At 36.7% G+C, this 11,949-nt stretch carries 13 protein-coding genes; 7 read left to right on the top strand and 6 right to left on the bottom strand.

All coding sequences use genetic code 11. The annotated features are described in order from the left end of the window. The first annotated feature begins 143 nt into the window (after positions 1-143). Complete coding sequence (locus tag LBYS11_RS06110; RefSeq protein WP_081011051.1) at positions 144-407, top strand: Parvovirus coat protein VP1-like protein; 264 nt, start codon at positions 144-146, stop codon at positions 405-407. A 40-nt stretch (positions 408-447) separates the two neighbouring features. Here the strand turns inward: LBYS11_RS06110 and LBYS11_RS06105 are convergent, their stop codons facing one another. Then, positions 448-1,218, bottom strand: coding sequence for a GNAT family N-acetyltransferase (locus LBYS11_RS06105; protein WP_103117650.1), 771 nt, complete (start codon positions 1,216-1,218; stop codon positions 448-450). Between the two features lie 133 nt (positions 1,219-1,351). Here LBYS11_RS06105 and LBYS11_RS06100 point away from each other — a divergent pair, with 133 nt between their 5' ends. After that, on the top strand, positions 1,352-1,858 hold the full coding sequence (locus LBYS11_RS06100; RefSeq protein WP_103117649.1) for a GNAT family N-acetyltransferase: 507 nt from the start codon (positions 1,352-1,354) through the stop codon (positions 1,856-1,858). 50 nt (positions 1,859-1,908) lie between these two features. Here LBYS11_RS06100 and LBYS11_RS06095 read toward each other — a convergent pair whose 3' ends face one another. Continuing rightward, a complete protein-coding gene (locus LBYS11_RS06095; protein ID WP_233732500.1) occupies positions 1,909-2,412 on the bottom strand; it encodes a pyridoxamine 5'-phosphate oxidase family protein in 504 nt (167 codons plus the stop codon). 156 nt (positions 2,413-2,568) lie between these two features. Beyond that, entirely contained in the window at positions 2,569-3,432 is an 864-nt protein-coding gene (locus tag LBYS11_RS06090; RefSeq protein WP_048391271.1) for an AraC family transcriptional regulator, read from the bottom strand. A 278-nt stretch (positions 3,433-3,710) separates the two neighbouring features. Here LBYS11_RS06090 and LBYS11_RS06085 point away from each other — a divergent pair, with 278 nt between their 5' ends. Genes LBYS11_RS06085 through LBYS11_RS06080 form a run of 3 tightly spaced genes read left to right on the top strand, consistent with a single transcriptional unit; the run spans position 3,711 to position 6,370 of the window. Beyond that, positions 3,711-4,736, top strand: a complete 1,026-nt coding sequence (locus LBYS11_RS06085) for an MFS transporter (RefSeq protein WP_103117648.1) — start codon at positions 3,711-3,713, stop codon at positions 4,734-4,736. 14 nt (positions 4,737-4,750) lie between these two features. Further along, positions 4,751-4,939, top strand: a complete 189-nt coding sequence (locus LBYS11_RS23030; RefSeq protein WP_158651942.1) for a hypothetical protein — start codon at positions 4,751-4,753, stop codon at positions 4,937-4,939. A 24-nt stretch (positions 4,940-4,963) separates the two neighbouring features. Continuing rightward, positions 4,964-6,370, top strand: a complete 1,407-nt coding sequence (locus tag LBYS11_RS06080; RefSeq protein WP_048391273.1) for a M20 family metallopeptidase — start codon at positions 4,964-4,966, stop codon at positions 6,368-6,370. Positions 6,371-6,405: 35 nt separating this feature from the next. On the opposite strand, the gene LBYS11_RS06075 is transcribed toward LBYS11_RS06080, so the two are convergent. The 3 genes from LBYS11_RS06075 to glnA all read right to left on the bottom strand — a co-directional run bounded on the left by LBYS11_RS06075 (position 6,406) and on the right by glnA (position 9,777). Next, complete coding sequence (locus LBYS11_RS06075; RefSeq protein WP_048391274.1) at positions 6,406-7,701, bottom strand: helix-turn-helix domain-containing protein; 1,296 nt, start codon at positions 7,699-7,701, stop codon at positions 6,406-6,408. Between the two features lie 461 nt (positions 7,702-8,162). After that, positions 8,163-8,357 carry a hypothetical protein gene (locus LBYS11_RS06070; protein WP_048391275.1) on the bottom strand — a complete coding sequence of 65 codons (195 nt, stop codon included), beginning with the start codon at positions 8,355-8,357 and terminating at the stop codon, positions 8,163-8,165. An 85-nt stretch (positions 8,358-8,442) separates the two neighbouring features. Beyond that, positions 8,443-9,777, bottom strand: a complete 1,335-nt coding sequence (gene glnA / locus LBYS11_RS06065; RefSeq protein ID WP_048391277.1) for a type I glutamate--ammonia ligase — start codon at positions 9,775-9,777, stop codon at positions 8,443-8,445. A gap of 585 nt (positions 9,778-10,362) precedes the next feature. Here glnA and LBYS11_RS06060 point away from each other — a divergent pair. Together LBYS11_RS06060 and LBYS11_RS06055 are read left to right on the top strand one after the other, a co-directional pair. Then, the gene (locus LBYS11_RS06060; protein ID WP_048391278.1) at positions 10,363-11,496 is read left to right on the top strand and encodes a response regulator; all 1,134 of its coding nucleotides are present in this window, start codon (positions 10,363-10,365) and stop codon (positions 11,494-11,496) included. A 6-nt stretch (positions 11,497-11,502) separates the two neighbouring features. Beyond that, positions 11,503-11,922 (top strand): ATP-binding protein, encoded by a 420-nt coding sequence (locus LBYS11_RS06055; protein ID WP_103117647.1) that lies wholly within the window; start codon positions 11,503-11,505, stop codon positions 11,920-11,922. Positions 11,923-11,949: the final 27 nt, after the last annotated feature.

Raw genomic sequence — 11,949 nt, 5'->3', positions numbered from 1 at the left:
ACTCCCCATCCTTACAAGTAATTATTTTTAAGCTTACAGGAACCTTACAAATCAAAAAGAATAGTCTTATAGTTTTTTATCCTCTTCTACGATGAAATATTACATATTTTATAGTAAAAACATCGAAAAGAGAGGTTTAGGAGATGAATAGAAATCGCAAGCTCGGTTTTTGTTATCCCGGCTACCGATACTGTGGTCCTGGCTGCTCAGGACCAGGTACGCCTACAAATGCAGTGGATGCTTGCTGTAAACTGCATGATGAATGCTATGAACGCCACGGTAGCACAAAATACTGTGATGAATTGTTTCAACAATGCCTCCGTCCCCATATGAACGCTCCAAATAAAATGGCTAGAGACGCTAGACTATTCTATCGAGTTTTTGAATTACGAAATCGTTTCTTTTAAAAGCAGATAAAGCTCACGATGTTTTTAATAACCGCGTGGGCTAGCTTTTTGTATAGATAATATATTTTTGTGGTGTCGTAAAACCAAGCTTTGTGCCTAGGTGAATGGATCCTGTATTCGAAATGTCACAATCCCAACAAGGCTTTAGCTGGTTGACAAGACAATGATCTATAAATGTTTCTGCAATGCTACTTGCTAATCCTTGTCCTCTAAAATTCGAATCTGTCATAATATCAATTTCTGCATACTCATTTGATTTAAATATAGAGACCGCTTCACTAATGATTTGTTCTTTATGTACCAAACAAAAGCCAAAGCCATTTTTGAAGAAATTAGAGGTAGAATCCCAATATTCCTCATAATATGTCTGATCAAATTCCAGTGAATTTTTAATCAAGGGTTCAGTAATAAATTTGACTTCGTAATCACGTTTCCCATGCTTCTCTCTATGATTATAAATATTTTCATCAAATGTAAATGTATAGCGTTCTAGCTTTCTCAGCTGGTTATTTAACAATTGTTCGATTTTAGAATTCCACTGTTCTGAATAAGAAAATAAGGTAAACCGTTTCTGTTGTTCTATAGCCTGTTGCAAACAATAGGCAAGCTGATGATCAATCGAAGTCTTATTTTCATCGCCATATACATAGTATATCCCTGATTTCGTGTGAAATAATAATGTTTGAAAAGCAGCTGTATCGGAATAGACAGCTCCTTCTATCATTCGATCTAGTATACTATAAACAAATGTGGGGGCACTTGAAATAAATTGTTTAATGATAGGATATTGCTCTTCCGAGACTTTTATCATGCTATTTCCTCCAGTATTTTGCAGTATGTATCATTTCTATTATAATAAACTTATATCCATATGAAGGGACTGAATTATGCGCAGATAGCAATATTTTTCATCCAACATCATCATAATTTTGGAGGTAAAAGTATTGATTGAAAATATCGACACGGAAAGATTGCGGTTACAAAAAATGGAGAAAGCTGATGCTAAAAGTTTATTAACCATTTGGTCTGATCCTGATGTAACCAAGTATATGAACATTACACAGTTTACACAAGAAGAGCAAGCCTTGGAAATGATTGAACTTCTAGAACAATTAGCTAAGCAACACAAGGCAATCCGCTTCTCTATTTTTGAAAAGGCATCCAATCATATCATTGGGTCATGTGGCTTTAATATGCTTGATTATGACAATGCTCTAACAGAGATTGGCTATGATTTGGGCAAGGAATATTGGGGAAAAGGCTATGCAACAGAAGCTATAACTGCTTTAATTGATTATGCCTTTAAGCACTTAAAAATGGAAACCATTGTGGCAGAAGTTGACGCTGCCAATATCAATTCAATCAAGGTTTTAAAAAAATTGAATTTCATTTACCAAGAGAAGCACAATACTGATGATACTCTACAACTTTACACTTTAACAAAATCGTAAGAAGAAAAGGCTAAGCATGGTAGAATTCAACCAATACTTAGCCTTTTTGATTAATGATACATGCGGTTATTCATTTTCCCTGTCAGCTTTTCTATTTTTACTTCAAATAGTTCAATTTTCGGCATAATCGGATAGCCTTCTCTTTCAAATGTCCATTCAGGCTTGCCATACTTCTCCAGTAACGCATCAAAGAACCATTCTTTTTTCGTTTCCTCTTCAATTCTTTCGATATGTCCAAACAAAACAACACTTTGATAAACTAGTGCGGATTGACAGGCATATTTTTTGCCTGGATGTAAATCACCCATATCGCAAACTTCTATACAAATTTTAGGATTTTGTTTGATATTTGACCAAAAGTGACTTTCTCGAAGATTACCAATATGCAAGTATAGTTTGTCCTCCCCTTCATATACATAGACAAACGGAATAACATAAGGAAAACCTTCCTCATCAACTGTTGCAACATGCGCAACTTTTCCCAACTTTAAGTATTGCTGTGCATCCTCTTGTGAAATTTCAACACGTTTGTTTTGAATCGTACCTCTCATCATTTCTTAACCCCCTCATGAAATTATGTAACGATTAATAAACGCCATTAAACAGTTTATTTCAAAATTTACATCTTTAACAAAACTAAAAAAGGGAAATTTTTTCAGTAGAATAATAAAAGCCAAAGATGCACTAGTATAGCATCCTTGGCTTTTTTGTTATTTAATTGGAATCCAAATTTCTGAATACGCATCAGGGCTATAAGCATCCTCTTCAGGATAAACCTCCAACTCTGCTGTTCCTGCTGGTTCATATGGGTTGGATGGGAACCACTCTGAATAAATTTGTTTCCACGTATTTTGCATTGCATCAGGCATAGGTCCATGTACTTCAAAGATAACCCATTTGGATGCAGGTACTTCCATTGTTAAGAGATCTTCCCCTACTTCTCCTACATGATCAGTAGCAATCCAATAATCAATGAAGCCCTTTTGTCCCTGTTCAGTATTTGGTACACAAACACCTAATACACCATTGACCGTGCCATTATTTAATTGGTATAGCTGGTGATCAAAGCCACTTTGGTTTACCTCTTGCCAAAATAGAGGTATTTCCGTTGTATTCTCCCCATTTTGACAGTTGTATGTTCTTTTTACACCCACAATTTGAAACTTGTCTTTTTCAATAATTTTATATTTCATTGGTTCTGCTCCCTTCAAGCTTACCTGTATGACCAGGCGATTATATGATTGTAATGGTCCTTGCTTCTTTCTTGCTTCACTAGGCGTAACATGGTGCTGTTTTCGAAACGCTTTAGTAAAGGCTTCAGGAGTTTCATAGCCGTATTTGTAGGCGAGATCGATTATTTTTTGTTCAGTACCCAGCAATTCTTGTGCAGCTAATGTTAATCTTCTTCGCCGCAGATAATCTGCAATAGACATATCTGTCAAAATGGCAAATGTTCGCTGAAAGTGAAAGACAGAAGAATTAACCTCCTGCGCAATCTGTTCAATCGTAATATCCTCTAATAAATGCTCCTCCATATAATTAATGGCCTTTTGTATCGACTCAATCCAACTCATTGCTTTCACTCCTTGATTCCATCTTAAAATAGATATCGCTGTATAACCTGTCTTTTTATGCTAACTTTGGACAGGTTTTAAGGGAAGTATTTTTTATATCTACTCTCCTTGCTTAATTTCGTCCTTTATCTACACTTTTTTCTCTATCTCCTCAAAATTTCATTGTACTCGAAATCAAAATATATTGAAAAATAACAATAATGTATTTATAATAACGGACAAGACCTTTATTGTCCTTAAATAAAAATAAAGCGTCCTAAAAAAGGAGGAAGAATTGAATGAGTGAGTTACATACGCAATTGAGTGTTGGCAAACGAAATTTTATCTTTTCATTATTATTTCTAGCATGGTTAGTCGATTCATTAACTTTGTTCGGTATGAATGTGGCCATTATCCCCATTAGCAAAGAATTACATTTAACACAGACACAAAGCGGGTTGGTCATCAGTAGCTTTTGGCTAAGCAGTGCACTGATGACATTGCTAGCAGGATGGGCCTCTGATAAGTTTGGCTCACGGAAAATAATTGTTATTGCTGTTTTCATGATTTCCCTCTTCTCCCTACTGACTGGGATGATTGGCTCTTTTATGGCAATCTTAGCTATTCGTTTTATTCTTGGTCTTGGTGATGGTGGTTTACCGACAGGCAGTGGCGTTGCCATTACAGAGATTTTTAAAAAAGATGTTCGTGCACGGGCTAAATCGATGCTTCTAGCTGCTCAATTAATTGGTGGTGTTCTTGCTTTGTATTTGGCTGGTTTAATTGCTGATACTTGGGGCTGGCGCACAATGTTTTACATTATTGGTGGTGTTGGTCTAATTGTCACTCTTTTATTGTTTAAGTTTTACAATCCCCCAAAGCTTATTAAACAACAGGTGGCAGAAACTTCAAATGGTCGTCCAATGAAAGAACTCTATAAAAGTTCATTTTTATGGATGCTTGTCGTGATGTACTTTTGCTCAAGTACAGTCCATTGGGGTTTCTCGTCATGGCTTCCCTCCTATTTGGAACAAACGCGGAATTTAAATTTACGAGAAGTCGGATCACTTGCTATGATTCCACAGGCTTGTGGATTAATCGCAGCTATTATCACAGGATTTTTAATTGATAAAGGACTTGCTGGAAAAGAAAAAATAATTATATTGATTGGTGCCATTGTTTCAGGCCTATGCCTTTATATGATGTTTAATGCATCGAGTATTCAGTTAGCGATTTCCTTTCAGAGTATCTTCTCTATAGGGGATTCAGCCATTTCAATGGCAATTTTGGCCATTCCACTTAAGTATGTTTCTCAAAAATTATAGGCTCTTTTTTAGGCATGATGTATTTCGCTAGTGGTATGGCTGGCTTTATTGCCCCAACAGCCATGGGTGCTCTTATTGATGGTTTTGGAGGCTCATTCCAAGCAGCCTTCTTCTTCCTAATCGGTGCCTTAGTCATCGTGGTAATCTGTGCGGTATTCTATAGAATTCCATCAAAGAATAGTAGTTTAATTGATCATGCATAAAAAGAAAGGTAAGGGTGAGTTTATTTGACCAAACATAGTAGACTATCACAAATTATTGAAGAAAAACGAGAAAAATTAATTGAAGTGAGTAATCAAATCTGGCAATATGCAGAAACAGGATTTGAAGAATTTAAATCTGCTGAACTATTAAGCAAAGCACTAGAGGATGAAGGTTTTGAAGTGGAGAAAGGTGTTGCCCAAATTGAAACCGCCTTCATAGGAACGTCTGGTCATGGCAATCCTGTCATCGCATTTCTAGGAGAATTTGATGCGCTTACTGGTTTAAGTCAACATGGCGGTATAGCGCAGCCAAATCCACAAGAAGCAGGAGGTAACGGTCATGGGTGTGGACATAATTTATTAGGTACAGGTTCACTTGGTGCTGCTATTGCATTACGTGATTACATGCAAGAGAACAATATCGAAGGAACGGTCCGTTATTACGGTTGTCCTGGGGAAGAAATCGGTGGCGGTAAGACCTTTATGGCAAGAGAGGGTGTTTTTGATGATGTTGATATTGCTTTGACTTGGCATCCAGGAACAACGAATAATATTATGTCGGTTGCCACACTCGCTTGTTACGAAGTGTACTTTAAATTCAAAGGTAAAAGCGCCCATGCAGCTGCTAGCCCTCACTTAGGGAGAAGTGCTCTTGATGCTGTGGAGTTGATGAATATAGGAGTAAATTATTTACGAGAGCATATCATTCCTGAAGCAAGAGTCCATTATGCCATTACAAATACAGGTGGTTTTTCTCCAAATGTTGTACAAGCAGAGGCAGAAGTTTTGTATTTTGTAAGAGCTCCAAGAGTTTCTCAAACGGAGGATATCTACCAACGTATTTGTGAAATTGCAAGAGGTGCTGCTCTGATGACTGGTACTGAGGTAGAAATAGATCTAGCCTCAGCTCTTTCTAATGTGCTTCCAAATACAACATTAGAACAGGTTATGTATGAAAATTTCATTAAATTAGGTACACCTTCTTATTCAGATGAGGAAATACAATTTGCTAGTGCTATTCGTAAAACACTATCGGAAGAGGAAAAAAAGGTGGATGTGCAAAGAAATCGTCAATTAGCTGGAAAAGATATTGCGGATATTATTGATCCATTTAAGCCTGATGAATTTATGGCTGGATCTACTGATGTAGGTGATGTTAGCTGGCTTGTCCCAACTGCACAATGCATGACCGCATGTGAACCACTCGGAACCCCTCTTCATACATGGCAAATCGTAGCGACAGGGACAACTTCCTTAGCACATAAAGGCATGCTTCATGCAGGGAAAGTTATGGCTTCTACAGCACTGGATGTCCTTCTACAACCAGAATTAATTGAACAAGCGAAGGCAGAATTAATTGAACGTCGAGCTGGTGAGGTATACACTTCCCCTCTGCCATCAGATGTAAAGCAATACAAAATTCGCTCATAGCATAACAAGAGAGTCCATATATCTATGGACTCTCCTTAGAATGGAGAAATTTTATAAACCTTACGTGGACGTCCGCGTGTATGGGGTTTCTCCTCTGCAACGACTTCAGCAAATCCTTTTTCCTCAAGAGTTGTTAATATTCGGCGCGCACTTCGAGCTGGTATCTGCATATATTTTGCTAGCTCATTAGCATTCAGCTCATCACTTGCTAATTTTTTCAATGAGGACTTTAACTTATTTAATGTCATCACACTTAAGGTGGTTTTCTGACTTAAAGCCTCTAATTCTTCTGAGGTATAGGAGTATGTAAGTTGTTCAGGCTTTCCAAGCGGTCCTGCAATTTTTTTATCATCAAAACAAACCATCCATGAACCCTTACCGCATTCCTTTGCATGCAATAAGGCATTTCCAGCGTTTATTTCTGCGTCATATACCGTTTGACCAATCCCAATTCCACAAGTCATGGCCTCTTGATCTAGCGGTGTGAAATCTTCTATATCAGGCATTTGGTTAAAATTCTTCGTTATATCCTCCATTAAGCCTCTCGTAGTGAAAATCACATAACGCCCAAATCTTGTAGATTTAATGGAACCATGGATGCTTTTTGTGTACGTCAGCAAATGCTCCATTATCTTAAGTTCCATTCTAAACAGCTCATCTGTTGAGAAGTTATTTTTTGCGATTCCTAAAAATGGATCAATTTCGATTATTTGTACAGCAATTTGAGTCGCCTTATAGCGTAGCATTTCATATGTTCGTAGCATATTCGTAATAACAGCCTCTACAGCCATCGAGGATGGGAACAATCGATAGGTTGGAACACCTAGCAGTTGTAGTTCATGATGAATGGGATGACCAGTAATGGCAGCCTTTGTTTGGCCACTTTCCCAAAGCTTAAAATGATAGTGCACAAGCTCTTTTAATGAAATTGTCTCCGATTCCACAAATTTAGGCTTTACTTCAATCCCTGCCTCCACCAAGGCCTGCTCCCATGCATCACTATTACCAGCATCGTAGCTAATTTCATTCACGTCGATTTTGTGTTCGTACAATACCTTTAACACGGTTTTATATAAGGATGATCCTTTATACATAACATAAAAAACTGGTGTCTTTAGTTGGTTCCAACTTTGCACAATATTATAGGTGATGGGCCCTGTACACAGCCACATATCCATTTCTTCCATCAATAAAGGTGTCACTTTTTCATCTAAATCCTCTTGTGCTAGACATTCTATCGAGGTAAATATAAACTCTGGCCAATTTTTCAAGACAGCTTCGACAAATTCAATCGAGTCTGAAGGGCCAAGAAGACCTAACCGTATTTTCAACCAAACCCCTCCTTTGTTCGATGAACATGATAATTTTATTATAGCAAAAGTATATAAAATACATATAAATTTCCGACAACTATCGATTTTCATTTACCCACTGTAAATATAAGAGAGGAGGTATTTTTTGTAAAATACCAAGGTGCTTTGGATAAAAAAATAGGTCTTTCCATCAAGTGGTAAAATGGCAGTAGAAAACTTTGAGGCACGCTACATTCGGCAGGATAAACAGGCCATCTCATTAAGATTATTAAAGAAGTTATTATAAGACATAATGAAGTTGTGGATGTTCATTACTTTGAAACTGTACTGGTTAGGGAGAAAAATGATGATCCATGATCCAGATGAATTAATTTATGACAATCTTAGGAAGAAGAAACCCGATTACCATTAACCTTTCCCAACAATCGAGTTTATCTTTTATTAAAAAAAGTCATGTCTCATCGACATGACCCCTCTTGTTAAATAGTGTAATTGTTTTGCTGATAAATAATTAAAGCAGAATGGATGACCGTCTGCTCTCCAATAAAGAGCGTATTGTATTTGATATCAAGTATGAAAAAGCCTTTTAAATCTACTAAAGCACGGTTAATATCAAGTTCAAATTGAACAATATCATTGTTTTGAATTGTCACAACTTGAGTTATCTGTGTCATCGTTCACACTCCTTTAATCTTATGATAGAGCAAAAAGAAGTACATGTCACATAAAAAAGTTGGAGCTAAAAAAGCCCCAACACCTTTAGTACATCGTTAAATATTCCTCACGCTCCCAGTTATGGACACGTGTGCGATATTTATTCCATTCAATTTCTTTGGCAGCTGTAAATTTATCATAAATATGGTCACCCAATGCATCACGAACAATGGTATCCATCTCTAATTCAATTAGCGCAAATTCTAATGAGGATGGTAAACTATCAATCCCGTTCAACTCCCGATCTGCTGCTGTCATTTTATAAATATTACGATCTACCGCAGCTGGTGGTGTTAAATCTTTTCGTATACCATCCAGCCCAGATGCTAGAATTACAGCCATTGCTAAATAAGGGTTTGCTGCTGGATCAACTGAGCGCAATTCAATTCGTGTAGATAAGCCACGTGCTGCTGGAATGCGAATTAATGGTGAGCGGTTTTGAGCAGACCACGCTACATAGCAAGGGGCTTCATAGCCAGGTACTAATCGTTTATAGGAATTGACAAGTGGATTCGTGATAGCTGTAAAACCATGCACATGCTTCATAATTCCTGCCATAAAGCTACGTGCGGTTGCGCTTAATTGCAAGTCTGCATGTTCATCATAGAAGGCATTTTTATCACCTTCAAATAAGGAGAGATTAAAATGCATTCCTGAGCCATTGACCCCAAATAGTGGCTTTGGCATAAATGTTGCGTGGAGACCATGCTGTGCAGCAATGGTTTTTACCACCAGTTTAAATGTTTGGATATTGTCACATGCCTCAATAGCACTCGCATACTTAAAGTCGATTTCATGCTGGCCTGGTGCTACTTCATGATGAGACGCTTCAATTTCAAAGCCCATCCCCTCTAGCTCTAAAACAATATCACGACGACAGTTCTCTCCCAAATCAGTTGGCGCTAAATCAAAATAGCCTCCACTATCATTTAATTCCAGTGTCGGATGCCCTTTTTCATCCAACTTGAATAGGAAAAATTCAGGCTCTGGCCCTAAATTAAACGACGTAAAGCCCAGCTCCTCCATTTCCTTCAATACTCGTTTTAAATTGGAGCGTGGATCTCCTTCAAACGGTGTACCATCTGGTCTTGCAATATCACATATAAAGCGAGCTACTTTCCCCTTTTCAGCAGTCCAAGGAAAAATCACAAAGGTATTGATATCTGGCTTTAAATACATATCTGATTCTTCAATACGCACAAAACCTTCGATTGAAGAGCCGTCAAACATAACTTTATTATCTAGCGCTTTTTCTAATTGACTGACAGGAACTTCCACATTTTTGATTGTCCCTAAGATATCTGTAAATTGTAGGCGAATAAATTTCACATTTTCTTCCTTCACTCGGCGTATAATATCTTCTTTGGTATAATGTTTCATTCTTCACCACTCCAATGTAATTTTAATTAACACGTTTTTTATAACTGCTCTAAAAATACATTAAATTTGAAGAATAAGCAATATGTATGTAAGGTTTTATGACATGCTTTTTATCGAATATATTAATCCTTATTTTAGATTAATTTTTCTTACCACATTTCCATCTCAAATAGCGATCTTTCATCTTTAAAAAAGGGCAAAATTACTACTTTCTACAAAAGGCCTTTAGTCTTACAAAAATTCTTCGTCACTCTAAAAATGAACAGTCTAGTATCATGACTAGAGACGAAGTATTCACTACTTCCCCATGCATTAATTGTAGATATATCAAGAACATCGTTAAAAAGATAACCCGTGAACCCTATCCAAGAACCAAGATGTCAAAAATCCTATTGATTAAGTTTTACTTTATATCACAAAAGCCTTGTATAATGCGATATTTATTGGTAAATTTATAGCAAATTAGAATTTTAATTTATTCATATTATCAGTAAATACGGAGTATATAATTATGGTTAGAAATCATTATGTTGGCTTCCAGGAAATATTTAGTTATAGATACATAAGGCGGTGAATTAAGTAGGCATGTCAGTATTAATTATTGGCAGCGTAAGTAATGATGTGCTACGTCTGCAAAAGTATTTTCATCGTATCAGCATCCCCAATATTTATTGCTTTTCAACAACGGAAGCAGCAATGAACTATTTAGTAGATTCAGCTTTGAAAGATGAGCTGGAATTAATCGTACTTGACACGAAAATGACACTCAGCAATTGCGAGGAAATTTGTCAGCACATTCATGTACTTAAAAATTGGATAGATGTCCCTATCCTTCTATCTACTACCTACGAAAAAAACATAACAATCGATAGGGTTTTTGAAGCAGGCATTTTCGACTTTATTTTAAAGCCGTTTGATTTTACTCATTTTAAGACTCGAATTCAAGTAGCCTTAAAATATCAGAGGGAAGCCAAGCTTCGAAAGCAGCAAGAAAGTATGATTCAAAAAGATTTATTTGTTGCAAAAAAATTCCAAAAGAACGCACTATCTCCTCCATTAAATCTTGAGCAAATACAGGTTGATGGTCTTTACGTAACATCCAATACACTAGGAGGTGACATGTACTGCTGGTTTAAGATTAATGACCATTTAACCGCCATTCTTCTGTACGATGCAATGGGGCATGGCATAGCTGCATCACTCGTTACTATGTCCATCAGATCATTATTAAAAGGAATGATTACTAAGTTAATTGATCCAGTAGCCGTAATCCAAGAACTTAACCGCCAAATTTACGAGCTATTTTCTGATGAGGATATGGACCGTTTTTTAATGACAGCAATCTACATACTTCTAGATACAAAAAACGGCACTTTGCACTATGTGAATGCGGCTCACCCTTCTGGTTTTTTATTTGGAAAATTTGGAGAAACAGTCTTCCTCCCAGCGAATACGCCTATCCTCGGACTATTCCCTACTATTCAAATAAATAAAAAAACAATACCTTTATCAGGCTGGCATCGTATTATTCTTTATACGGATGGATTATTAACATTGAACGAGCAAAACTCAATTGATATGGACTTTTTCTACGCCTATGCTTCACAGGATAACAGCTATGCACTACAAAAGTTTTCTCAAAAGTACAATTTATTTGATAATGATTACAGCGATGACATCACAGTCGTTTCAATAACAATTACATTAAAGGGTAGGTGATTGAAGATGGAATTCACACTCAATGTAAATCCTGATACACAAGCTATAGCCTTTATTGATCAAGTAATGGAGAATTATACAGAGTTATATAATCTACCTTATAAACGAGAGTTAAGATTTGTTGTTCATGAACTAGTCATCAATGCCGTAGAGGCTATGGGAAAAATTAATACACCCGCTCAAAAGAAGATTCAAATACAAGTAACTCAATCAAACGAAGAGATAAAAATAACAGTCACTGACGAAGCAAAAGGCATTGACAAAAAGGACTGGGACAAAGTTCTTCAATTCGATTTAGACAAATTTGATTATGCTGATCGTGGACGCGGTTTATTTTTTGTCAAAAATATGGTCGACCATATTTGGTTCGAAAATATTTCTGAAACAAAATTTTTAGTTGGTATTTCCAAAAAGATTCATCTATAAAGTAAACGTAAAATTGGGGGCGTTTTA

Source organism: Lysinibacillus sp. YS11 (genome assembly GCF_002896375.1).
Lineage (GTDB): Bacteria > Bacillota > Bacilli > Bacillales_A > Planococcaceae > Lysinibacillus > Lysinibacillus capsici.
Note: the sequence above shows the minus strand (reverse complement) of the source record. Positions and strands in the feature narration are given on the sequence as shown.

Excerpts from the sequence above, each read along its gene's own strand:
- LBYS11_RS06110 (WP_081011051.1), top strand. The coding sequence starts at position 144 with ATGAATAGAAATCGCAAGCTCGGTTTTTGTTATCCCGGCTACCGATAC.
- LBYS11_RS06095 (WP_233732500.1), bottom strand. The coding sequence starts at position 2,412 with ATGATGAGAGGTACGATTCAAAACAAACGTGTTGAAATTTCACAAGAG.
- LBYS11_RS06070 (WP_048391275.1), bottom strand. The coding sequence starts at position 8,357 with ATGACACAGATAACTCAAGTTGTGACAATTCAAAACAATGATATTGTT.
- LBYS11_RS06055 (WP_103117647.1), top strand. The coding sequence starts at position 11,503 with ATGGAATTCACACTCAATGTAAATCCTGATACACAAGCTATAGCCTTT.
- LBYS11_RS06105 (WP_103117650.1), bottom strand. The coding sequence starts at position 1,218 with ATGATAAAAGTCTCGGAAGAGCAATATCCTATCATTAAACAATTTATT.
- LBYS11_RS23030 (WP_158651942.1), top strand. The coding sequence starts at position 4,751 with ATGATGTATTTCGCTAGTGGTATGGCTGGCTTTATTGCCCCAACAGCC.
- glnA (WP_048391277.1), bottom strand. The coding sequence starts at position 9,777 with ATGAAACATTATACCAAAGAAGATATTATACGCCGAGTGAAGGAAGAA.
- LBYS11_RS06060 (WP_048391278.1), top strand. The coding sequence starts at position 10,363 with ATGTCAGTATTAATTATTGGCAGCGTAAGTAATGATGTGCTACGTCTG.
- LBYS11_RS06085 (WP_103117648.1), top strand. The coding sequence starts at position 3,711 with ATGAGTGAGTTACATACGCAATTGAGTGTTGGCAAACGAAATTTTATC.
- LBYS11_RS06090 (WP_048391271.1), bottom strand. The coding sequence starts at position 3,432 with ATGAGTTGGATTGAGTCGATACAAAAGGCCATTAATTATATGGAGGAG.